The following is a 21,815-nucleotide window of genomic DNA, read 5'->3' as shown; positions in this document are numbered from 1 at the left end:
CGCAAGGCGCTCCGGTTGACGGAGCGACCCCCACGCTGCGAGCATCCGCGCAACGGAGGAACGCCCCATGTGCGACACGGCACCACCGCGCGGAACGGGTTGGCGCGGCTGGATCGACCTGCCCGCGCCGTCGCCGGCCATCCCCGCGGGCCCCTGGATCGACCTGTCACACTCGGTCTCCCAAGCCACGCCGCGCGTGCCGATGTTCCCGCCGCCGACGATCCGTCGCCTCATGTGCCTGCCGGCGGATCCGCTCAACGTCACCGAATTCGGGATGGTAGTGCACACCGGCACGCATCTCGACGCGCCCTTTCATTTCTTCAATGACGGCCCGACCTTCGAGGCGATTCCGCCCGAACGTCTGAGCGGCGCAGGCGTGGTCTGGCGCCTGGACCTGCCGCCCGATTCCCTGATCGAGCCCCATCACCTGAAAGCCGCGCGACCCGCGTTGCGGCCGGGCGACGTGCTGGCCTTCGATACCGGCTGGTCGGATTTCGTGGGCACCGATGCCTATGATCACCACCCCTGTCTCAGCCTCGAAGCCGCATCCTGGATCGTTGCTCAGCGGGTGAAGCTGGTCGCCTTCGACTTCGCAACGCCGGACCTTCCCGTCCATCGCCGGCCAGCCCAGGGGTTCGACTGGCCCGTGCACCAGGTGCTGCTGAAGGACGGCGTGCTGATCTGCGAGCATCTTCGTGGACCGCGACCGCTGGCGGGACAGCGTGCGGACTTCGTCTTCGGTGCCCTGTCGCTCGCGGGGGCAGATGGCGCGCCGGCGCGCATCTTCGCGCGGCCGGTCAGGGAGAGCTGAGCGCCATGGACACCCTTCTCGTCGTCGGCGCCAGCGGCGCTGCCGCGACGCGCGTGATGGAGCGCGCGCGGGCCGTGCCAGACCTCGCCGTAATCGGCCTCTCGCGCCACCGCCCGGCCGGCGCCGGTGCCTGGATCGAAGCCGACCTGTGCGACGCCGATGGACTTCGCCACGCACTCGCAGAACATCCGGAGATCACCCGCATCGTCTACGCATCCCGGGCACCGCATGGTGAGAGCGGCGTCGAGGACGTGCCGGCGAACACCCGCATGCTGCGCAACCTGCTCGACGCCGCCGAGGGCTCGCTGCCGCGCTTCGCGCATATCCATCTGATCCACGGGGGCAAGTGGTATGGACTGCACATCGGCCCCTTCCGCACGCCGGCACGCGAGGATGATCCGCGGCACCTTCCGCCCAATTTCTACTATGACCAGCAGGATCTGGTGGTCGCGCGCCAGCGTGGGCGCGCCTGGTCTTGGAGCGCAAGCCGGCCGAACTTCGTGCTCGATGTCGCCCCCGGGCGCGCGCGAAACATGGTCTCGACGCTCGGCGCCTATGCCGCAATCTGCCGCGAACTGGGCGTGCCCTTCGACTTCCCGGGGCGTGCCGGCGCCTGGACGGCGCTGCACGAGGTGACGGAGGCGACGCTGCTCGCCAACGGCGTGCTTTGGATGGTGCGAGACCCGCGCGCGGCAAACCGCGCCTTCAACATCACCAATGGCGATGCTTTCCGCTGGTGCGACCTCTGGCCGTTCCTGGCCGACCGCTTCGGTCTGCCCTGTGGCCGTCCGCGCCCGATGTCCATGCCCCACTGGATGGCGGACAAGGAACCGGTCTGGGAGGCGATCCGGGCGCGCGCCCGGCTGCGCCTGCCGCTGTCGGACGTGGCGAGCTGGCCGTTTGCTGATTTCTTCCTGGGCATGGACTACGACGTGCTGTCCTCCATGACCGCCGCGCGCGCGGCGGGCTTCACGGGCTTCGTCGACAGCTGGGCGATGTTCGCGACGCAGATCGAGGGCTATCGCGCGGCGGGCGTACTGCCGCCCGTCTAAAGCACTATCCGATCGCACCGAATCAGCGTGATCGGATTTCGTGCTGTGGGTTCAATGGTTTCCAGAACAAGGAATCCGATCAGCCGTTTCCGGCTGATCGGATGTTGCCCTAGCGCCTGAGCGCAAGGCGCTTCGGCGTGGCGCCGCTCGCACGCGCGGCGAAGCGCGCCACCACATCCTCCGGCCAGGCGCCGACGCGCCGTGCCGAGAGGTCGACGCAGAGATAGAGAACCTCGTTCTCCGCCGCCTGCCAGCCTTCCGTCGCGTGGAACATGGTATGGCGGCAGAGCAGGCGCTTGGCGTCGAAGGCGAGGACCTCGCTCTCGAAGGCGAGCGGCGCGCCCTGCGTCACCTCCCGCGTGTAGGCCTGCCAGGACTCGGCCGCGAAGGTGCCGAGCCCTCTCTCCTGGAAGCCCTTGCCGAGACCGAGCGACGGCCACACTGCGTCCGTCGCCAGGTCGAAGGCCACGAGGTAGTAGGCGAGGTTCATGTGCCCGTAATGGTCGACCCATCCGGGCAGCACATGACAGAGCGGCGCGCGCACCATCCTCAGTGGATGTCGTCGGCCTTCGAGAGCGCTTCCTTGAGCTTGTGCACGTCGAAGCCGGGCGCCTTGACCATGTCGAGGATCACCTTCTCGCGCCGCGCGCCGAGCTCGATCGCCGCCGGCAGCTTGGTGACGACGTCGTGCGGAATCACAACGGCGCCGTGCCGGTCGGCATGGATGACGTTGTCATGCTTCACCTGCATGCCGTGGATCGTCACGTCGCAGTTCAGCGCGACGATATGGACGTAGGCATGCGACGGATTGACCACGCCGGCGATGCCCTGGAAGCCCGGCGCGAACATGTCGAGGTCGCGCACCGACCCGTTCGTCACCACGCCCTGCGCGCCAAGTCCCTGGTGCACGGCACTGTTCACCTCGCCCCAGAAGGCGCCCACGCCCGGCGTGTCGTCCAGGTCCTGCAGGCAGACCACGGTCGGCAGCGCGGCATCCGCCACATACTCGTACCAGGCGACCCGCATGGCGCGATCCGCATCCTTGCTGCGACCCGAGGGGAAGGCGGCGCGCTGTGTACCGGTGCGCGCGAGGCCGCAGATCGGCGGCAACTTCGGATCGACCGCCGTCATCGGGCGCACGGTGAAGCCGTGCCCGCGGCGCTGCGGAGCGACGAGCTCAAGCGCGTTGCAGATGGTGGGCGTGTCCCACTGGCGCAGCGCCTCGAGATCCGCGGCGGTGAAGGGGTAGGTCGTCATGTCGGTGTCTCCTCCGGGCCACCAGCATCGGGCGGCGGCCCGTTCCGGTCAAACCCGCCTCAGTCGGCTTGCACGTTGCCGTCGCGGACCACGCGCAGCCAGCGCGCGCGCTCGGATGCGACCAGCCGCGCGTAGTCGGCGGGGGGGCCGCCGCGCGGCGTCGTCCCGCGGCTTGCAAGCTGCTGCCGCACCCCGGCATCCGCAAGCGCGGCAAGCACGGCCGCGGACATCCGCTCGACGACGGCGTCGGGCGCACTGCGATGCGCGTGCAGCCCGAACCAGGCCTCGGCCTCGAAGCCTTCCAGTCCGAATTCGGCGCCGAGTTCCGACAGCGCCGGCACGTCCGGCAGGTCGGGCACGCGCGTGCGGGCGGTCACCGCCAGCGCACGCACCGTCCCCGCGCGGATCTGCGGCAGCGCGGTCGGGAGGTTGTCGATCAGCGTGTCGACTTCCCCGCCCACCACGGCGGTCATGGCAGGGCCCGCGCCGCGGTACGGCACATGCGTCAGCCGCGCGCCCGCGAGCTGGCCGATCAGCTCGCCCGTCAGGTGGGTGGAGGTGCCGTTGCCGGCCGAGGCGAAGTTGCGCTCGCCCGGCTGGCGCCGCGCTTCCCGAAGGAAGTCACGGATGTCGCCGGAGGGCACCTTGCGCGGATTGGCCACCAGCACGTTCGGCACGGTCACGAGCAGCGTCACAGCGCGGAAATCGGTCTCCGGATCGTAGGCCAGGTTCCGGTAGAGGGCCGGGCCGATGGCATGCGACGCGATCTGGCTCAGGAACAGCGCATGGTCGTCCGCTTCCCTTGCGAAACGGCCGGCAGCGAGCGTGCTGCCCGCGCCCGGCTGGTTCTCCACGACCACGGCACGGCCGAGCGGTTCCCGCATGGCGGTCGCGACCAGCCGCGCGACCACGTCCGTCGTACCGCCGGGCGGGAAGGGGCAAATGAGGCGAAGGTCGCGCTGCGGCCAGGCGCCTTGCGCGACGGCTGGCATGGCAAGCGGCGCTGCGGCGAGGGCAAGCATGGAACGGCGGGCGATGGCTGGCATGGCGTGGCGTCTCCCGGTGACGGCGTGGGAGGATGCGGGCGAGCGGACGGGCTGTCGAGATGCGGCTTGCCGTCCGCACCGTCCCTGGCAGGATGCGCCGCATGACCGAGATCGCCCCGCCCGACCATCCGCCGCATGACGCCGGCGGCCGCTACGCCGGCCCCATCACGCGCGAGGAGCACGAGCCTGCGCATTGGGAGAAGGAGGCGGACGCGATCCGCATCCTGCTCGCCGACCGGAAGCGGCACTTCTTTACCACCGACGAGAGCCGCCGCGTACAGGAAGGGCTCGATGCGCCGGACTACTGGGCCATGCCCTACTACCAGCGCTGGATCCTCGCCTTCTCCTCACTGCTCGACACAAAGGGCGTGATCCCGGAGGCCGAGATGCAGGCGGAGGAGGCACGCCTGCGCGCGGCCGGCCTGCACCGTGTGGAGGGCGCCCCAGCCGCACATCAGCATCACGATCATGACCACGAGCATGACCACGACGATCACCCCTACCAGCAGGATGACGACGCAACGCTCGAGGAGCTTCCGCCGCTCCGCCTGCGTGGACTTGCCGTGCGTAACCTCCTTCTCGCCAAGGGCATCGTGACGGCCGAGGAGATCCGGACCGAGATCGAGCGCATGGACAGCCGCGGACCGCACAACGGTGCGCGCGTCGTCGCGCGCGCCTGGACCGATCCAGGCTTTGCCGCGCGGCTCGCCGCAGATGCAGGAAGGACCGTGGGGGAACTCGGCTTCTCGGGCGGGGAGACGGTGCTGACGGCGCTGTTCAACACCGATCGACTGCACAACCTCGTCGTCTGCACGCTCTGTTCCTGCTATCCGCGCAGCGTGCTCGGCCGGCCGCCGGCCTGGTACAAGTCACGAGCCTACCGGGCACGCGCAGTGCGCGACCCGCGCGGCGTGCTTGCGGAATTCGGCACGCACCTACCCGACGATGTGGAACTGCGCGTCCACGACAGCAATGCGGAGCTGCGCTACATGGTCATCCCGGCTCGCCCTGCCGGGACGGAGGACTGGTCAGAGGAGCAACTCGCCACCCTTATCACACGCGATTCGATGATTGGCGTGACGCCGGCGAAGTCTCCCTAGCCGCCCATTCGCTGCGCGTAGCGCACGCGCCAGCCCTCTCCGCCGATCCAGCGGCGGAGGCCCGCGCCATCGGGCGCCGCGCCGCGCAGCGCGACCAGGCTGCGCCATGCGAGCGCCGTCATGCAGGAAATGACCGGCGCGCCATCGACCGCCGGGCAGTCGAGGATCGGCTTCAGCGTCGGCATGCCGGTGCCAAGCATGACGATCGCATCCACGCCCGCGCCGCGCATGCCGGCCAGCGCCTCCCCCGCGCTGCCCGCGGACATGGCGTAGATCGGGTGGAAGGCATCGCCAGGAGGTGCCGCCGCCACGATCCGCCCAACCGTGAATCCGCGCGACGCCCAATAGGCGGCGGAGGCTTCCGTCAGTTCTGCCGGATATGGCGAGACAAGGCCGATGCGCCGCGCGCCAAGGGCCGCGAAGGCATCACAGACCGCCCGCGCCGCCGTCACGAAGGGGATGGCGAGCCGTGCTTCGAGCCGCGCGACCGCCGCATCCTCCGCATCCCGTCCCACCAGGTAGGAGGCACCGGTGCAGGCGAAGGCGATCGCGCCGACCGGGGCATTGGCGAATTGGGTAACGGCGAAATCCAGCCCATCCACATAGTCCACCAGGCGTGCGGCGATCGTCGGCTTCGGGCTGGTCAGCCGGGCGTTCAGCATCGCCGTCCGCGGCGGAAGCAGGATGGCGAACTCCGGCTCGACCGTCGTGTTCGCTTGTGGCGTCAGCACGCCGAGCAGTCCGTCCGCTGCGTATTCGACCGACATGCGCGCCTCTCCCCGGACCCTGGACGACCGTGCCACGATGCCTCACTTTCCGGGCGTCACGGAAGGAGGCGACATGGCAGGCCAGCGCGATCCGATCGCCATCGTGGGCGCCGGGCCCGTCGGGCTCGTCCTGTCGCTTCTGCTCGCGCGCGCGGGACTGCCTGTCGCGCTGCTCGAGGCGGGAGAGGACATCAGCGAGGAACTCCGCGCCTCCACCTTCCACCCGCCGACGCTCGACATGCTGGACGGGCTCGACCTGGCCACGCCGCTGATCGCGCAGGGGCTCGTCACGCCGACCTGGCAGATCCGGCGGCATGAGGATGGCGCGCGCGCGGTCTTCGACCTCTCCGTCATCGCGGCCGATACCGCCCATCCCTACAGGCTGCAGGCGGAACAGTGGAAGCTGTCGCGCCTCATCCTGGCGAAGCTGCATGCGGAGCATCGGGACGCCGCGCCACGCTTCGGCTGCGCGGTCGATGCGCTGACGCAGGACGCGGACGGCGTGACCTTGTCGGGCCAGGGTTTCGAACCGTTCCGCGCCGCCTTCGTCATTGGCTGCGACGGCGCGCGCAGCGTCGTGCGCAAGGCGATGCAGATGCCGTTCGGCGGCGACACCTACCCCGAGACGACCATCCTCGCGACGACGCCCTTCGACTTCCAGGACGTGTTCGATGGCCTGTCGAACGTCAACTACATCTGGACGGACCACCCCGCCTTCTCGGGAACCTTTTCCCTGCTGCACGTGCCCGGGCGCTGGCGCGCCAGCCTGCACACCGCTCAGGGCGAGGATGTGGAGGCCGCGCTGACGCCGGACGCCATCGAACGCAAGCTGCACGCGATCCATCCCAAGGGCACGCCCTATGAGGTGCTCGACCTCCGCCCCTATCGAATCCACCAGCGGATTGTGGGGGATTATCGCCGCGGACGGATGCTGCTCTGCGGCGACGCGGCGCATCTGAATTCACCGTCCGGCGGCATGGGCATGAACGGGGGCATCCATGACGCCTTCGAGCTCGCCACGCATATCGCCTCCGTCTGGCGCGGAGAGACAGACCTGACGCATCTCGATCGCTACACCCGCCGCCGGAGGCCGGTCGCGGAGCGCGAGATCATCGCCCAGGCCGATCGCAACCGCGCAAGGATGAGGGAACGCGATCCCGCCCGCCGGGCGCAACTGCTCGCCGATATGCAGGCCATCGCAGGCGATCCGGTCCGCGCGCGTGAGCACCTTCTCCGCAGTTCCATGATCAGCGGCCTGCGTGCCGCAGCCGCCATCGCCTGAAGGAAGCCGTCATGCAGCGCCGCGCGATCCTTGCAAGCCTCGTCGCCGCGCCCGCTATCGCGCAGGCCCAGCCGGCGCCATGGGCGCCAGCGAGGCCGGTGCGTCTGGTCGTGCCCTTCCCGCCGGGCGGCGCGACGGATGTCGTCGCGCGGCTCGTCGCGCACCGCATGGGGACTGCGCTGGGGCAGACGGTCGTGGTGGAGAACCGCGCCGGTGCCGGCGGGACTGTGGGCAGCGACGTGGTCGCGAAAAGCGCGCCCGACGGACACACCCTCCTCGTGTCGAACATCGCGAGCCAGGGCGTCGGGCCGTCCGTCTACCGGACCATCCCCTATGATGCGATGCGGGACTTCACGCATATCGCGCTGCTGGCCGCCATACCGAACGTCCTGATTGTCAACGCGGATCGGCCGGTCGCGTACGTTGCGGAGTTCGTCGCCTGGGCGCGGCGCGATCCAGGCGGCATTCGCGTCGCGTCCCCGGGCAACGGCTCCTCGAGCCACGTGACGCTGGAATTGTTCAAGCGTCTGGCCGGCATCGAACTCACCCACGTGCCCTATCGCGGCAGCGGCCCGGCGTTCAACGATGTTGTCGCGAACCAGATCGAGGCGATGATCACGACGCTGCAGGAAGCCGGGCGCAACAGCCGCGTGCGCATCCTGGCCGTGATGAGTGAAGGCCGGATCCCGGGCTGGCCCGATGTCCCGACCATTGTCGAGCAGGGCTTCCCGGACCTCGTCGCCTCGACCTGGTTCGGTCTCTCGGGCCCGGCCGGCCTGCCCGCGCCGATCGCCGACAGGCTGCATGCCGAGGCACTCGCGGCCCTGGCCGCGCCGGACGTGGCGCAGCGGCGGGCGGAGATCGGTGCCCAGTCGCCGCCGCTCTCGCGCGCGGACTACACCGCCTTCGTCCAGCGCGAGATCACGCGCTGGGCGGAGGTGGTGCGCGTATCCGGCGCGCGGGTGGACTAGCGCGACAGCGCCCGCCAAACGCTTTCGGGCGTCAGCGGCATGTCGACATGCGCGACGCCCAGCGCATCGCACACGGCCGAGACGATCGCCGGCGGCGCGCCGCAGGCCCCGCCCTCCCCAGCGCCCTTCACGCCAAGGTCGTTCGACGGGCATGGCACGATGTTGAGGCCGAGGCGGAAGGATGGCGCATCGCCTGCCCGCGGCATGCAGTAGTCCTGGAAGGTGGCGGTCAGGAATTGGCCGCTCTCGGAATCGTAGCGCGCATGTTCCAGCATGGCCTGGCCGATGCCGGACATGATCCCGCCATGGCACTGCCCGTGCACGAGCATCGGGTTGATCACCACGCCAACATCGTCGACAGCGGCGTAGTTTACGAGCACGACCTCCCCCGTATCGGGGTCGATCTCGACCTCCGCCACATGGCAGCCATTGGGGAAGTTGCATTCCGTGTCGCGCGTGTAGGTCAGGTTCTCGTCCAGGCCCGGCGTCTCCCCAGGCGGCAACCGCGCCGGATCATGCGCCGCGGCGATCACGGTGGGCCAATCGACGGTGAGGTCGGTGCCGGCCACGTTGAAGCGCCCTTCCGCGAACTCGATATCCGCCACGCCAGCTTCCAGCAGGTGTGCCGCGATGCGCTTAGCCTTCGTGAGAACAAGCGCCGCGGTGCGCGTGATGGCAACACCACCCATCTGGGAAGATCGCGAACCACCCGTGCCCGCGCCCTTCTGCACCACGTCGCTGTCGCCCTGCACCAGGTCGATGCTGTCATAGGGTATGCCGAGCTTCTCGCTCAGCACCTGGGCGTAGGCGGTCTCGTGCCCCTGGCCATGGCTGAAGGTTCCCACCGTCAGCTTCGCGCGACCTTCGGGCGTGAGCGCAACGCGCGCCCATTCGAAGGGCTGGCCGCCGGAGGCTTCGATGAAGTAGCCGAGGCCGATGCCACGCTTCTTTCCACGCTGCGCCGCGTTCGCCCGACGCGCTGGGAAGCCCGCCCAGTCGGCGAGCTTCAGCGCCATCTCCTGCGTCTCCTCGAACCGGCCGGAATCGATCACGTTGCCGGCGGCATTCGCATAGGGAATCTGGTCGGGGCGGACATAGTTGCGCCGCCGGATGTCGTCGCGCCCGATGCCGAAGGCGGCCGCGCCCTGGTCGAGCAGGCGTTCGAGCACATACGCCGTCTCCGGCCGCCCGGCGCCGCGATAGGCGTCAGTCGAGACGGTGTTGGTGAAGACGCACTTCACCTGAACATTCAGCGCCTGGATGTCGTAGACGGTGCCGTTGATGCGCCCACCAGCGAGGGTCGGGATACGCGGCCCGAAATCGAGCAGGTAGGCGCCCATCGCCGCCGTCGTGCGGATGCGCACGCCGAGCGCCTTGGCGTTCGCGTCGAAGGCCATCTCCGCACGCGTCACATGGTCGCGCCCGTGCGGATCGGACAAGAAGGTCTCCGTCCGCCCCGCGCGCCACTTCACCGGTCGCCCCAGGCGCTTGGCCGCCCAGAGCACCATCGCGGTTTCCGGGAACAGCTTCCCGCGTAGGCCAAAGCCACCACCGACATCCGGCGAGACGACCCGGACCTTCTCGAGCGGCACCTTGAAGACGATCTTCGCGAGGCCCTCCCGCACCCGGATCACCCCCTGGGTCGGGGAGGTCAGCGTCCAGCGTTCCCCGTCCCATTCGCCGAGGGCGACGCGCGGTTCCATCGGATTGCCGACGAGCCTGTTCTGCACCAGGTCCATCGCAACGACGCGATCCGCCTTCGCGAAGGCGGCGTCCGCCATCTCGGACCGCCCGCTGTCCCAATGGACGCAGAGGTTGCTGCCATTCTGCTCCCAGATGACGGGCGAATCCGGGTCGAGCGCCCTGCCCGTCTCGGTGACGCTGGGCAGGATATCGTAGTCGATCGCGATTAGTTCGCAGGCATCCATCGCCTGCTCCCGCGTGTCGGCGACGACGAGCGCGACGGGGTCCCCCACGAAGCGCACGCGGTCGGTCTGGAGGATGCGCCGCGGCGGGCAGAAGAGCGGCCTTTCCTTGCCCGGCACATCCACCTGCACGGGTAGCAGGCCGAGGCCGTCGGCATCCGCATCGGCGCCGGTGAGCACCGCGAGGACGCCGGGCGCGGCCATGGCCTCCCGCACATCGATCGAGACGATGCGCGCATGCGCATGCGGGGACCGCAGGATCGCCGCATGCGCCTGGCCAGGACGGTCAATATCGTCCGTGTAGGTGCCCCGGCCGGTGAGGAGGCGGACATCCTCCTTCCGCCGCACGGGCTGGCCGATGCCGAACTTGTCCATGTCCTGAATCCCCGGTACGTCGCGCCGGATAGATGCCGGGCGCGCGCGGCTTGTCCAGGGGTCAGCCGAGCGCGGCGAGTGCTTCCGCGACGGTCGTGACCTCCGCGACCGGGCGCAGCCCCTCGACGGCGGCGCGGTGTATCTCCTCGGAGAAGGCGGCGCAGCCATCCTCGAGCAGCTTCACGTCGAATTCCCGCACATGCGCGCCGCGCACGGTCGAGGCCACACCGCCATTCGTCACGATGCCGGCAACGAGCAGCTTCCGAACGCCCGCCCGGCGCAGCACCCATTCAAGACGGCTGTTCCAGAAGGCATCGTAGCCGAGCTTCTCGACCGGCAGTTCCGATGGCGCCAGCTCCTCGACCAGCGCTTGCCCCCAGGATCCGGGCGCGAAGTCGCCTTTACCGAGGAAGGGGCGCATGCGCCTCAGATGCTCGGAGATGAATGGTTCGCCGTCGCGCCCGGGCACCAGGGTGAAGTGCGTCGAGGCGATCCAGCCACCCTTGGCACGGATTGCAGCAACAAGCGGGGCAAGCCGCGCCGGCAACGCCGCGATGGCCGGTGCGGACTGGCCCGCCCGCCCATAGGCGCCGCGCGGATGGATGAAGTCGTTCTGCAGATCGCAGAGCAGCAGCGCCGTCTCGGCGATGGATATGGGCGCGCCCGCCATGTCAGGCCCTCTCGATGATCAGGTTGCCGAAGCGATCGACACGCGCGGCGAGGCCGGGATCGACGACGATGGTCGCATCCGGCTGCTCCAGCACCGCGGGGCCTGCCACCACGGCGCCGACGGGCAGCGCAAGGCGTGCGAAGACCGGTGTGTCGTGCCACGCTCCGTCGAAGCGGACCGGGCGGCTGCCCTGCGCCGCCGTCGCGACGGAGGCCTCCTGCCCCGGTGCGAGCATGGCCAGGTCGAAATGCGGTCGCCGCCCAATCGCCGCCGTGCGCAGCGTGACGATGCGCACCGGCAGCCCCGGCAGGAGTCTCGTGAAAGCGCGGCCATAGGCAGCCTCGAAGGCAGCGCGAACAGCCTGAGCCGTCACGCCGGTCGTGCCTTCGCCGAGGTTGACCGGCAGAGGGACCGCGACGGTATGCGTCTGCCCCGCGTAGTGCATGTCGAGTTCGAAGACGGTGTCGATCCGCTCGAGCGGCAGGCCCGCCTCGGCGACGATAGCCCGCGCGGCCTCCGCCTCCGCCACCATGCGCGCGTCGAGCGCCGCCGCGTCGAGCGTGTCGAGCGCGAGGTTCAGCGTCCGTACCTGGTCGTGGCGCACATCGGCGATGATGCAGCCCAACGCCGAGGTCACGCCCGGATACCGTGGGACGAGAGCCGCCTTCAGCCCTACCTGCCGGATCAGCGCGCTGACATGCAGCGCGCCGCCACCGCCGAAGGGCAGCGCGGCAAAGCGTCCGGGATCGTGCCCGCGCTCGATCGAGACCAGCCGGATTGCGCCCGCCATCTTCGCGTTCGCGACGCGCAGGATCGCCTCCGCCGCCGCGAAGGCATCGAGGCCGAGCGGATCGCCGACATGGCGTGCGATCGCGTCGCGCGCCGCATCCACATCCAGGCGCGCGAGCGTACCGCCGATAGGGCGATCCGGATTGATGCGGCCGAGCACGAGGTTCGCATCTGTCAGCGTCGGCCGGTCATTGCCCTGCCCGTAGCAGACCGGGCCCGGCCGGCTGCCGGCGCTTTCCGGCCCGACCTGGAGCAGCCCGCCACGATCGACATGCGCGATCGACCCACCGCCAGCGCCGATGGTGGTGATCTCGATCATCGGAGAGCGGATGACAAGGCCGAAGTCGATCGTGGCCTGCGCCGCCAGTTCCATCCGCCCGCCGGCAACGACGGACACATCAAAAGACGTCCCGCCGAGGTCGCAGGTGATGGCGTTCTCGAAGCCCGCCGCATGCGCAATCGCTGCGGCCGCGATGACGCCCGCCGCGGGGCCGGACAGCGCCGTGCGCACCGGCATCCGCCGCGCCGTCGCGGTCGACATGATGCCGCCGTTCGACTGCACGATGTGAAAGCGTCCCGTAAACCTCTCCTGCGCGAGCGCGCCTTCGAGCCGGCCGAGATAACCCGCGACGACGGGTTGGAGATAGGCGTTCAACGCAGCCGTCGATGCGCGCTCAAACTCGCGGATCTCGGGCAGGATCTCGGAGGAGACGGAGACATGCGGGTTGGGCCAGATCGCACGCACGGCAGCCGCAGCCGCCTGCTCGTTCGCCGAATTCGCATAGGCGTTGATGAAGGCGATCGCGCAGGCCTCGGCGCCCGCGGCGAGCAGGCGCCGCGCGGCATCACGCACCGCCTCGAGATCGACATGCGTGCGGATCGTACCGTCGGCGAGCGTGCGCTCCGGCACCTCCAGCCGCAGGTCACGCTCGGCGATGGGCGTGAAATCGCCCCAGAGGCCCCAGGTGTGCCGGCGATCGCGGCGGCGCATCTCCAGCACATCGCGAAACCCCGCGGTGGTGATGACGCCGAGCCGCGCGCCTTTGCGTTCCAGCAGCGCATTCGTACCGACTGTGGTCCCGTGGACGATCGCCTCCATCCCCGCCGCGCCACCGAGCGCACGCAGGCCGGCGAGGAAGCCGGAAGCCTCGTCGCCGCGGTTCGAAGAGACCTTCGCCGTGCGGAAGGCGCCGGCCGAAGGGTCATACAGAAACAGGTCGGTGAAGGTGCCACCGACATCGACGCCGACGATGAGCCCGGTCATCGGGACACGTTCCCATCCGGCGCCACGGAGACACCGTAGTCGCGGACCGCGGCTTCGACACTGACATGGCCGAGCCGGATGTCACGGGCGACGATCTCGACCGGCCGCTGCATCGGGTCGCCCCAGCCGCCGCCGCCGGGGCTCTCCAGGCGCAGGCGCTGCCCCTGCCCGATCGCGACGCCAACCACCTTGCTCGCCATGGGCGGCGTCGCGCGGCCTTCCGGCGTCTCCCACCAGAAGGCGTTGGTCGCACCGGCGCCACCACCCGTCACGCCGAAGGGTGCGAAGCGGCCGCGTTCGCCGAGCAGCGCGATCTCCGTCTGACCCGGGGCCAGCGCCTCGATCTCATAGACAGCGCCGACGCCGCCGCGATTCAGGCCTGGCCCGCCGCTGTCGGGCCGCAATGCCCATTGCGTGAACATCACGGGGTTCGCGGCTTCCAGGATCTCAATCGGCGGGATGGTGGCAGTCGAGATCGGGTTGTTCGCGTGATGCAGCCCATCGCTCTCCGGGTTACCGCCAAGGCCGCCGCCGAAGAAGGAGAACATCACCCAGCGCGTCCCGTCCGCCCGTTGGCCGGAGAGCGAAAGCGCGTTGATCGTGCCGAAGGGTGCGGCCGTCGCGCGGTCGGGCCTCGCCTGGCCGAGCGCGCCGAAGATTACGCCGATCAGCCGCAGGATCGTCTCGGTGTACCCCGCGACAGGGCGCGGCGCAGTCGCGCCGAGCAGCGTCGAAGGCGGTGCGATCACCTCGACAGGACGCAGCACGCCGGCATTGGCGGGCACATCTGGGAAGGCATGCTTCAGCGCGACGTAGCAAGCTGCGACGGTGGTCGCGACGGAGATGTTGATTGGCCCGGCGCAGGGCGGCGAGGAGCGCGAGAAATCCAGCACGAGCCGCCCGCCCTCGATGCGCATGTCGAGCGCAATGCGCAGCGGCTCATCCACCACGCCGTCGTTGTCGAGGAAATCCTCGAAGCTGTAGTGGCCGTCCGGCAGGGCCGTGATCTCTGCACCCATCAGCGCCTCGGCGCGATCCATCAGCAGGCCAAAGGCCTCGGAAAGGGCCTCGTCGCCGTGCTCTGCCAGCAGGTCCGCGAGGCGCCGCTCCCCGAGGTCGAGCGCGTTCAGCTGCCCGTTCAGGTCGCCCCAGTTCGACTGCGGCACGCGCGAATTGGCGGCCAGGATGTCGAGGATGTCCTGTTGCATCGTGCCGGCACGGATCAGCTTCACCGGCGGGAAGCGCACGCCTTCCTGGTGGCTTTCCGTCGCGCGCGGATTGTAGTTCCCCGGCACGTTGCCGCCGATGTCGAGCCAATGCCCGACGCTCGCGAGCCAGCAGAAGACGCGCCCGTCGCGGAAGACCGGCCGCACGAGGCGGAAATCGTTCAGATGCGTGCCACCCTCATACGGGTCGTTGAACAGGAAGGTGTCGCCCGACGCGAGGCCGCCTTCCGCCTTCACCTTCGCGATCACGGCCCGGACCGCGAAGGCCATCGCGCCGACGAAGATCGGCAACCCCTTCGTGCCCTGCACGAGCGTATCGCCGGTCTCGGCATGATAGAGGCCGTGGCAGGCGTCGCGCGCCTCGGCGATGATCGGGTTGAAGGCGCTGCGATAAAGCGTCGCGTCCATCTCGTCGGCGATCTGCTCCAGGCGGCCCTTCAGCACCGCCAGCGTCACGGGGTCGATGGGCATCGCTACAATCCGAGATAGGCGCGCTGCAGATGCGGGTCGGCGCGGACATCCGCCGCCGCGCCGCCGAGGACGAAGGCGCCGTTTTCCAGCACATGCGCCTCGTCGGCGAGGTCGAGACTCTGCGCGACGTTCTGCTCGACCAGCATGATGGCGAGGCCCTCGTCATGCAGGCGGCGGATCAGGGCAAACATCTCCTCGACCAACAGCGGCGACAGGCCGAGCGAGGGTTCGTCGAGGATCAGCAGTCGCGGCTCGGCCATTAGCCCCCGCCCGATCGCGAGCATCTGCTGTTCCCCGCCCGAAAGCGTGCCGGCGAACTGCCGCGCGCGTTCCTTCAGGCGAGGGAAGGTGGCAAAGACACGGTCCATGTTGCGCGCCCGGTTGCCGCGCGCGCGGCGATAGGCGCCAAGGTCGAGGTTCTCCCGCACCGTCAGGTTCGGGAAGATCTTGCGGCCCTCGGGCACATGCACCAGGCCGGCCTCGGCGATGGCGGGCGGTGGCAGACCGTCGATGCGCCGACCGTCGAAGGTGATGCTGCCCGCACGCGGCTTCACCAGGCCGCTGATCGCCATGTTGAGCGTCGTCTTGCCCGCGCCATTCGCCCCGAGCACGGCGACGATGCGACCGGCGGGTACCGAGAGATCGACGCCGCGCAGCACCGTCGTCAAGCCATAGCCGGCCTCGAGCCCACGAATCTCAAGCATGGGCACCGCCCTTCAGCCGCGCCGCCGCCCCATGGCCCAGATAGGCTTCCACCACCTCCGGTGCCGCGACGACCTCCGCCGGCGTGCCCGAGGCGATGATCCGCCCCTGCGCCAGGACATGGACGCGGTCGCAGAGGTTCATCACCGCCTGCATCACATGCTCGATCATCAGCACCGTCACGCCCGAATCACGGATGGCCCGCACGACGGGGACGATGTCGCGCACCTCCGAAGGGTTCAGGCCGGCGAGCACCTCGTCCAGCAGCAGCAGCTTCGGCCGCGTCGCCAACGCACGCGCGACCTCGAGCCGCTTTCGGCCGGCGACGGTCAGCGCCGCGGCCGGCTTGTCGAGCTGGTCGGCGAGGCCGACACGCATCGCGACCTCCTCCGCCACCGCCAGCGCGGCCGGGCGCTTCGCCTCCCGCAGGAAGGCGCCGACCGCGATGTTCTCCCGCACCGTCAGCCCGGCGAAGGGCTGCACGATCTGGAAGGTGCGCGCGAGGCCCATGCGGGCGAGTTCGTGCGGGCGGCGGCCGGTGATGTCCTCCCCTTCCAGCAGCACCAGCCCGGCGGTCGGCTTCTCGAAGCCCGCGACGACGGCGAAGAGCGTCGTCTTGCCCGCGCCGTTCGGGCCGATCAGGCCGGTGATCGAGCCTTCCGCCACGTCAAGCGTCGCGTCGTTGACCGCGACCAGGCCGCCGAAGCGCTTCGTTACGCCGCGCACCGCGAGGAAGGCGGGGTCGGGACCGGTGCCGGTCATGGCCGCCTCCGGCGCCGCAGCAGCCCCGGCAGGTCGCGCGGCGGGTAGCGGACCACGAGGATCAGCACGATGCCGAAGACAACCAGGTCGATCCCCGGGATGCTGCCGGCGATGGACTTCGTCGCCTCCGCCAGCCCGTGCAGGATCACAGCGCCCAGCACGGGGCCGAAGACCGTGCCCGCGCCGCCGACGATGGGCGCCAGCAGCGCCTCGACCGAGATCCAGGTGCCGTAGGCAATGTTGGCGTCGAGGTAGAGGAAGTACTGCGCGTAGAGGCCTCCTGCCGCGCCCGTCATGCCGGCGGACAGCGCGATGGTGCGCAGCTTCACGGACAGCACGTCGACGCCGAGCGCCTGCGCCGCCGCCTCGTTCTCCCGCACCGCGACCAGTTGGGCGCCGAGGCGCGAACGTTCCAGCATCAGGGTCGCGACCAGGGCGAGAGTGACGAGAGCGAGCGCGACCCAAAGGAAGGTCCCGCGCTCAGCAAACTGGAAGTTCGCCGGGTCGGCGCGCAGCCGGATCAGGATGCCCGCCGCGCCGCCCGTCACCTCGGAGGCATTGGCGAGCACGCGGAACACTTCGGCGAAGGCAAGCGTGACGAGCGCGAAGTAGGACCCGCGCAGCCCCGAGCGGAAAGCGAGGAAGCCGATCGCGAGCCCGACCAGCGCCGCGAGCCCGATGCCCGCCGCGAAGGCCGGATAGGCGTTCATGCCGTAGCGGACCTGAAGGATCGCGGTCAGGTAGGCGCCGGTGCCGAAGAAGGCCGCATGTCCGAAGGAATACTGCCCGCCATAGCCGCCGAGCAGGTTCCACCCCTGCGCGGCCAGCGCGATGATCATGGTGAAGACGAGGAAGTTCAGCACGACGTTGCTGCTGACCAGCAGCGGCGCAAGCGCCACGACGGCGGCGAAGGCCAGGATCGGTAGCAGGTCCCGCGCCGTCATGCGCGCGCCCCGAACAATCCCGTCGGGCGGACCAGCAGCACGAGGATGAAGATCAGGAAGATGCCGATCTGCCCGAGGCTGTCCCCGAGATAGAGGCCGGAAAGGCTCTCCACGACGCCGATCACGAGCCCGCCCACCAGGGCGCCCACCACGCTGCCCATGCCCCCAAGCACGACGATGGTGAAGGCCACCAGCACGAAGGCATTGCCGACGCGGGGCGAGACGTAGAAGGACGGCAGCAGCAGCGCCGCAGCGATGGCCAGGCACGCCGTTCCGATGCCGAAGGTGACGGCATAGATGTGGGCCACGTCGATCCCAACCAGCGCCGCGCCCGTTCGCTCCTTGGCGACCGCCCGGATCGCCTTGCCCGTCGCGGTCCGCGTCATCAGCAGGAACAGCGCCACGCCCACGGCGAGCGTCGCGCCGAAGCCGACCAGGCGCGGCCAGGACAGCAGCGCGGGGCCGAACTCCACCACCTCCATCGCGTAGGGCACGTCGATGCTGCGCGTATCGGACCGGAAGATCGCAAGCATCAGGTTCTCGACGATGATCGACAGGCCGAGCGTCACCAGCAGGATATTCTCGTCCTTCCCCTGGCTCGCCGGTCCGATGACCAGGCGCTGCACGCCGTAGCCCAGCACGAAGAACAGCCCGGCGAGCGGCAGCGCGGCGACATACGGATCAATCCCAAGGGCGGTGCGCGCGACATAGGCCGCGTACATCGCCGCCGTCAGCAGCGCGCCATGAGCGAAATTGATGATGTGCAGCACGCCGTAGACGAGCGTGAGGCCGAGCGCGACGAGCCCATAGACGGCCCCGGTCAGGAGGCCGTTGAGAACGGCCTCCAGGATGATCTCCGGCGGGAAGCCCACGGATCAGCCGGTGACGGGGAAGACCGGCTGCGCGTCGGCAAAGTCGCGAGGGAAGATCACCTTGATGTCCCCACCCTGGACCTGCGTGTTCACCGGCTGCCCGGCCTGGTTCTGGCCGTTGACGAAGCGCGTCGCGCCATAGGGCATGATGTGCCGCTCGAAGCGCCCATCGGTCGCGGCCAGCGCCTGGACCAGCGCGGCCCGGTCCGGGCGCCCCGCGCGTTCCAGCGCATCGGCGACCAGCATCACCGCCGAGTAATTGAGCGGCGTGTTGTAGAGCCAGAAGCGGTTCTGCGCCTCGACCGCGCGGCGGAGCTCAGCGGTCTTCGGCTTGCGCGGATCGGCCCAGTGGTTGCAGTCCATCACCAGGTTCGCCGCATCCGGGAATTCCCGCACGAAGCGGAAGTTGGAAGCGGCGCCGTTCAGCACGCAGTAGATGCCCTTCGGCCGAATGCGTTGCTGCTGCATCGTGCGCGACAGCAGCACGAATTCCGCATAATAGGACGAAGGGATCACGAGGTCCGGCCGAAGCGCGCGAATGCGCAGCGCCACGTTGTTCATGTCCCGCGCCGGCGTCGGGTGCGCGATCGTCTCGAGCACCTCGAAGCCGCGCTTGGGCAGCTCCGCGTTCAGCAGCCGCGCCATGCCCGAGCCGAACAGCCCGTCCTCATGCACGATCACCACGGTGCGGGCCGGCTTGCCGGCGGCGTCGTTCAGCGCGACCAGGTTGTCGAGCGCGGTCTGCGTCACCACGCCAAAGCCAGGGCCGAAGCGGAAGGTGTTGGTCAGGCCGCGGCTGACGATCTGGTCCGACACGCCGACATCGACGACATAGGGCAGGTCGTAGCGAGAGGCCGCCTGGGAGGCGGCGAGGCAGATCGGGCTCGCGAAGCCGCCGACCACGGCGACGACGCCTTCGGCCTGCATCTTCTCGACCTCGGCCACGCCGCCTTCCGGGTTCGAGCGCGCATCGCCGAACACCATCTCGATCCGCGCGCCGCCGAGTGCGCGGAGGCCGCCCGAGGCATTGATCTCGTTGATCGCGAGCTCGGCGCCGAGCCGGCCGTATTCGCCATCCTGCGACAGCGCGCCGGTGACCGGCTGGAGGATGCCAAGCTTCACGGCCGGGGCCTGGGCCCCCGCGACGCGCGGCGCCGCAAGCCCGGCAGCCGAAGCCAGCATGAGGCCGCGCCGGCCGATCATCATCCCGCTCATCGATACCGCTCCCTGCTTCGGGGGTTGCTTTCCCCCAACCGCCTTACTGGCCCCTGCGCCGCGGCCGCGCAAGGCGGCTGGCGGATCATTCCGGGCGGAGGATGCGGAAGGCCTGGCTTTCGAGGAAGTCGAGCCGCGCCGCGGCATCGTCGGCCCGGCAGACCATCACGCCGGTGACACCGAGGCCCACCATGCGGCCCGGCGGTGGTGGCGCCTCCTCGGCGGAGTCGTCGCCTTCGGGTGCCCCAACCGCCTCGATGGGACGGTCTGGCAGGAAGATGCCTTCGCCGCTGTCGATCTCGACGAGGATGTCGTGACCGGTGCTGTCCAGTTCCAGGACGCATGCGGCTGGCGTCGAGCCAGTGACCGCAAGCGCCGCGAAGCGTGGCGGCGCCTTCCCTTCTGGATGCGCGCGAAGCCGGATGATCGCATCGGGGGCGGGTGTGGCGCAGCCGATGTACAGCCGCAGGGGACCCTCGGTGCCCGCAGGCAGCGGAAGGCGCAGACGCGCGACGCCGGGCCGCGTCCAGCACCCCCAGGGCTCGAGCGGATGCCAGGCCGGCCCGTCGCGCAGCTGGTCGGCCATGGCCTTGGCACGACCGGCCCTGCCGCCGCCCACCAGCCCCAGGCGGTAGGTACGGCCGGGCTCGACCGGGAAGGGTTTCGTCGGCGCGGCCCCTGCCCTCGCCCGCGCCGCGACCTCCCGCATCACCTGGTCGGCGATGTCGCCCCAACTCCGCAGGCGAACCGTCTCGGCGATCAGACGTTCGCGGGCCGCGCGCGCCGGCGCGTCGAAGATCAGGCCTTCGAGCGCCGAGACGAGGTCCGGCACGTTCTGGGGCTCGAAATAGACCGCCGCCTCGCCACCGGCCTCGGTCAGGGAGGTGTTGCGTGCGACGAGCGGGATGCGACCGAAGGAGAGGCTTTCTGTCACCGGCAGCCCCCAGCCCTCGTAGAAGCTGTTGGTGACGGTGAACATCGCCTTCGCATAGAGCGCGGCGAGCGCGACGTCGGGCACGCCGTGCGCGATCGACACGCGCTCCTGCAGATCGGGTGAATTGGCAAGCAGCGTCGTCGCCGCCTCCGCCAGCCAGCCGGCCTTGCCGACGCAGACGAGGCGCGGCATCCGCGCGACGCCATGGCGACGGATCAGCGCAAGCCAGGCCTGGAACAGCATCAGGTGGTTCTTGCGGCTTTCGATCGTGCCGACGCAGAGAATGAAGGGCTCGCCTGGGTCCGGCAGGTCGGCGCGCGCAGGCCAGTCCGGAGCCGCCGCCGCGCCGATATCCTGCCGGAGATCAGCATCGAGCGGCACGACAGTGATTGGCAGCGGTCGCTCCGGCGCGATCTCCGCGGCGATCCGCCGCGCGTCAGCGGCCGACCATTCGGAGATGGCGAAGGCGTGGTCGGCCAGCGCGACCATGCCGGAGAACCACTGCGCGAATTCCTCAACCAGCGCGCGCTGGCAGTGCTCCGGCGCGACGAGTGGGATGCAGTCATAGACCAGCGGCACGTAGCGCACGCCGACCTGGCGGACGAGGTCCCGCACGCGCAGGAAATAGTCCTTGATCCACCACGATGTGCCGAGGTTGACGAGGCTCGCGCCCGGCGCGAAGGCGAAGTCCTGCCCCTCGCGCAACGCCGCGCGCACCTCCTCCACCACGGCGCGCCAGGCCGGCGCGCTCGCCTCCCCGCCGGTGCGCGACAGCCGCCACAGCCGCAGGAACACGTCGCGCCCGATCTCCCGCCAGGCCCCGCTCGCCTCGTCGAAGGCGACGACGGACGGGGCGACGCCCTCGATCGGGTCGAGCAGCGCACGGGCGGTCAGGCTCAGTTGCACGCGCTGGATGCCCGTCGGCGTGCGGTCCATGTTGACGTAGGCGACGAGGTCGGAGCTGTCGAAGACGACCTGCAGCGGCTGGCCCGGCGCGCGCGCCGAGGCCGCAACCGGTGTCGCGTGACGCGCGAGGACGCCTGCCTCCCGCGCTGCTTCGTGGTTGTCGGGGTCGAGCTCGAGCGCGCGCATATAGGCGCGCCAGGCCTGCGAGGCCTCCCCCAAGAGCTTCAGGGCATGGCCCATCTGCAGATGGACGTCCGGACTGTTCGGCGCGACCGCCGCGGCGGCCCGATAGGCAACCAGTGCTGCCGCCGGGTCGCCGGCCTCCTTCAGGCAGTGGCCGAGCTGGATCCGTGCGCGCCAATCCTGCGGCCATGCATCGAGATGCGCGCGATAGGCCGTGATCGCCGCATCCCACAGGCGCTGGTCGCGATACTGGTCCGCACGAGCGAGGTCGCTGTCCATCGCGCCGGTCAT

The 21,815-nt window shown here is 69.9% G+C and carries 19 protein-coding genes; 5 read left to right on the top strand and 14 right to left on the bottom strand.

What is annotated here, in order from left to right:
* Nucleotides 1-67 precede the first annotated feature (67 nt).
* Both HW577_RS00925 and HW577_RS00920 read left to right on the top strand, forming a co-directional pair.
* The gene (locus HW577_RS00925; protein ID WP_198374166.1) at nucleotides 68-811 is read left to right on the top strand and encodes a cyclase family protein; all 744 of its coding nucleotides are present in this window, start codon (nucleotides 68-70) and stop codon (nucleotides 809-811) included.
* A gap of 5 nt (nucleotides 812-816) precedes the next feature.
* The gene (locus HW577_RS00920) at nucleotides 817-1,863 is read left to right on the top strand and encodes an SDR family oxidoreductase (RefSeq protein WP_198374165.1); all 1,047 of its coding nucleotides are present in this window, start codon (nucleotides 817-819) and stop codon (nucleotides 1,861-1,863) included.
* Between the two features lie 109 nt (nucleotides 1,864-1,972).
* Here HW577_RS00920 and HW577_RS00915 read toward each other — a convergent pair whose 3' ends face one another.
* The 3 genes from HW577_RS00915 to HW577_RS00905 are packed head-to-tail and all read right to left on the bottom strand — an operon-like array spanning nucleotide 1,973 to nucleotide 4,166.
* Complete coding sequence (locus HW577_RS00915) at nucleotides 1,973-2,410, bottom strand: acyl-CoA thioesterase (protein ID WP_198374164.1); 438 nt, start codon at nucleotides 2,408-2,410, stop codon at nucleotides 1,973-1,975.
* 2 nt (nucleotides 2,411-2,412) lie between these two features.
* Nucleotides 2,413-3,120, bottom strand: a complete 708-nt coding sequence (locus HW577_RS00910) for an RraA family protein (RefSeq protein WP_198374163.1) — start codon at nucleotides 3,118-3,120, stop codon at nucleotides 2,413-2,415.
* 59 nt (nucleotides 3,121-3,179) lie between these two features.
* Nucleotides 3,180-4,166, bottom strand: coding sequence for a Bug family tripartite tricarboxylate transporter substrate binding protein (locus HW577_RS00905; protein ID WP_198374162.1), 987 nt, complete (start codon nucleotides 4,164-4,166; stop codon nucleotides 3,180-3,182).
* 101 nt (nucleotides 4,167-4,267) lie between these two features.
* On the opposite strand from HW577_RS00905, the gene HW577_RS00900 reads away from it, so the two are divergent.
* A complete protein-coding gene (locus HW577_RS00900) occupies nucleotides 4,268-5,266 on the top strand; it encodes a nitrile hydratase subunit alpha (protein WP_198374161.1) in 999 nt (332 codons plus the stop codon).
* Here HW577_RS00900 and HW577_RS00895 read toward each other — a convergent pair.
* Nucleotides 5,263-6,033 (bottom strand): maleate cis-trans isomerase family protein, encoded by a 771-nt coding sequence (locus HW577_RS00895; RefSeq protein WP_198374160.1) that lies wholly within the window; start codon nucleotides 6,031-6,033, stop codon nucleotides 5,263-5,265. The genes HW577_RS00900 and HW577_RS00895 overlap by 4 nt on opposite strands.
* 73 nt (nucleotides 6,034-6,106) lie before the next feature.
* Here HW577_RS00895 and HW577_RS00890 point away from each other — a divergent pair, with 73 nt between their 5' ends.
* Together HW577_RS00890 and HW577_RS00885 are read left to right on the top strand one after the other, a co-directional pair.
* Nucleotides 6,107-7,315 carry an FAD-dependent oxidoreductase gene (locus HW577_RS00890; RefSeq protein ID WP_198374159.1) on the top strand — a complete coding sequence of 403 codons (1,209 nt, stop codon included), beginning with the start codon at nucleotides 6,107-6,109 and terminating at the stop codon, nucleotides 7,313-7,315.
* Nucleotides 7,316-7,326: 11 nt separating this feature from the next.
* Entirely contained in the window at nucleotides 7,327-8,286 is a 960-nt protein-coding gene (locus tag HW577_RS00885) for a Bug family tripartite tricarboxylate transporter substrate binding protein (RefSeq protein ID WP_198374158.1), read from the top strand.
* On the opposite strand, the gene HW577_RS00880 is transcribed toward HW577_RS00885, so the two are convergent.
* From HW577_RS00880 to HW577_RS00835, 10 genes are all read right to left on the bottom strand, one after another.
* Nucleotides 8,283-10,586, bottom strand: coding sequence for a xanthine dehydrogenase family protein molybdopterin-binding subunit (locus HW577_RS00880; RefSeq protein WP_198374157.1), 2,304 nt, complete (start codon nucleotides 10,584-10,586; stop codon nucleotides 8,283-8,285). The two genes, HW577_RS00885 and HW577_RS00880, sit on opposite strands and share 4 nt — an antisense overlap.
* A gap of 61 nt (nucleotides 10,587-10,647) precedes the next feature.
* Nucleotides 10,648-11,256, bottom strand: a complete 609-nt coding sequence (locus tag HW577_RS00875) for a cysteine hydrolase family protein (RefSeq protein ID WP_198374156.1) — start codon at nucleotides 11,254-11,256, stop codon at nucleotides 10,648-10,650.
* A gap of 1 nt (nucleotide 11,257) precedes the next feature.
* Nucleotides 11,258-13,309: a hydantoinase/oxoprolinase family protein gene (locus HW577_RS00870; protein ID WP_198374155.1), complete on the bottom strand. Its 2,052-nt coding sequence runs from the start codon at nucleotides 13,307-13,309 to the stop codon at nucleotides 11,258-11,260.
* A complete protein-coding gene (locus HW577_RS00865; protein WP_198374154.1) occupies nucleotides 13,306-15,006 on the bottom strand; it encodes a hydantoinase B/oxoprolinase family protein in 1,701 nt (566 codons plus the stop codon). Before HW577_RS00865 ends, HW577_RS00870 begins: the two co-directional genes overlap by 4 nt.
* Nucleotides 15,007-15,008: 2 nt before the next feature.
* Nucleotides 15,009-15,710, bottom strand: a complete 702-nt coding sequence (locus HW577_RS00860; RefSeq protein ID WP_198374153.1) for an ABC transporter ATP-binding protein — start codon at nucleotides 15,708-15,710, stop codon at nucleotides 15,009-15,011.
* Complete coding sequence (locus HW577_RS00855) at nucleotides 15,703-16,470, bottom strand: ABC transporter ATP-binding protein (RefSeq protein ID WP_198374152.1); 768 nt, start codon at nucleotides 16,468-16,470, stop codon at nucleotides 15,703-15,705. Before HW577_RS00855 ends, HW577_RS00860 begins: the two co-directional genes overlap by 8 nt.
* Complete coding sequence (locus HW577_RS00850) at nucleotides 16,467-17,414, bottom strand: branched-chain amino acid ABC transporter permease (protein ID WP_198374151.1); 948 nt, start codon at nucleotides 17,412-17,414, stop codon at nucleotides 16,467-16,469. Before HW577_RS00850 ends, HW577_RS00855 begins: the two co-directional genes overlap by 4 nt.
* Complete coding sequence (locus HW577_RS00845; RefSeq protein ID WP_198374150.1) at nucleotides 17,411-18,286, bottom strand: branched-chain amino acid ABC transporter permease; 876 nt, start codon at nucleotides 18,284-18,286, stop codon at nucleotides 17,411-17,413. Before HW577_RS00845 ends, HW577_RS00850 begins: the two co-directional genes overlap by 4 nt.
* A gap of 3 nt (nucleotides 18,287-18,289) precedes the next feature.
* Complete coding sequence (locus HW577_RS00840; RefSeq protein WP_198374149.1) at nucleotides 18,290-19,501, bottom strand: ABC transporter substrate-binding protein; 1,212 nt, start codon at nucleotides 19,499-19,501, stop codon at nucleotides 18,290-18,292.
* Nucleotides 19,502-19,586: 85 nt separating this feature from the next.
* On the bottom strand, nucleotides 19,587-21,815 hold the full coding sequence (locus HW577_RS00835) for a glycosyltransferase family 4 protein (protein WP_198374148.1): 2,229 nt from the start codon (nucleotides 21,813-21,815) through the stop codon (nucleotides 19,587-19,589).

The sequence above is a fragment of the Neoroseomonas rubea genome, assembly GCF_016106015.1.
Classification (GTDB): Bacteria; Pseudomonadota; Alphaproteobacteria; order Acetobacterales; family Acetobacteraceae; genus Neoroseomonas; species Neoroseomonas rubea.
This window is presented reverse-complemented; position numbering and strand designations above follow the sequence as displayed.

Coding starts and splice junctions, on each gene's coding strand:
- HW577_RS00835 (WP_198374148.1), bottom strand. CDS start 21,815: ATGACCGGCGCGATGGACAGCGACCTCGCTCGTGCGGACCAGTATCGC.
- HW577_RS00855 (WP_198374152.1), bottom strand. CDS start 16,470: ATGACCGGCACCGGTCCCGACCCCGCCTTCCTCGCGGTGCGCGGCGTA.
- HW577_RS00875 (WP_198374156.1), bottom strand. CDS start 11,256: ATGGCGGGCGCGCCCATATCCATCGCCGAGACGGCGCTGCTGCTCTGC.
- HW577_RS00860 (WP_198374153.1), bottom strand. CDS start 15,710: ATGCTTGAGATTCGTGGGCTCGAGGCCGGCTATGGCTTGACGACGGTG.
- HW577_RS00910 (WP_198374163.1), bottom strand. CDS start 3,120: ATGACGACCTACCCCTTCACCGCCGCGGATCTCGAGGCGCTGCGCCAG.
- HW577_RS00895 (WP_198374160.1), bottom strand. CDS start 6,033: ATGTCGGTCGAATACGCAGCGGACGGACTGCTCGGCGTGCTGACGCCA.
- HW577_RS00920 (WP_198374165.1), top strand. CDS start 817: ATGGACACCCTTCTCGTCGTCGGCGCCAGCGGCGCTGCCGCGACGCGC.
- HW577_RS00915 (WP_198374164.1), bottom strand. CDS start 2,410: ATGGTGCGCGCGCCGCTCTGTCATGTGCTGCCCGGATGGGTCGACCAT.
- HW577_RS00865 (WP_198374154.1), bottom strand. CDS start 15,006: ATGCCCATCGACCCCGTGACGCTGGCGGTGCTGAAGGGCCGCCTGGAG.
- HW577_RS00925 (WP_198374166.1), top strand. CDS start 68: ATGTGCGACACGGCACCACCGCGCGGAACGGGTTGGCGCGGCTGGATC.
- HW577_RS00840 (WP_198374149.1), bottom strand. CDS start 19,501: ATGAGCGGGATGATGATCGGCCGGCGCGGCCTCATGCTGGCTTCGGCT.
- HW577_RS00850 (WP_198374151.1), bottom strand. CDS start 17,414: ATGACGGCGCGGGACCTGCTACCGATCCTGGCCTTCGCCGCCGTCGTG.
- HW577_RS00890 (WP_198374159.1), top strand. CDS start 6,107: ATGGCAGGCCAGCGCGATCCGATCGCCATCGTGGGCGCCGGGCCCGTC.
- HW577_RS00880 (WP_198374157.1), bottom strand. CDS start 10,586: ATGGACAAGTTCGGCATCGGCCAGCCCGTGCGGCGGAAGGAGGATGTC.
- HW577_RS00900 (WP_198374161.1), top strand. CDS start 4,268: ATGACCGAGATCGCCCCGCCCGACCATCCGCCGCATGACGCCGGCGGC.
- HW577_RS00870 (WP_198374155.1), bottom strand. CDS start 13,309: ATGACCGGGCTCATCGTCGGCGTCGATGTCGGTGGCACCTTCACCGAC.
- HW577_RS00885 (WP_198374158.1), top strand. CDS start 7,327: ATGCAGCGCCGCGCGATCCTTGCAAGCCTCGTCGCCGCGCCCGCTATC.
- HW577_RS00905 (WP_198374162.1), bottom strand. CDS start 4,166: ATGCCAGCCATCGCCCGCCGTTCCATGCTTGCCCTCGCCGCAGCGCCG.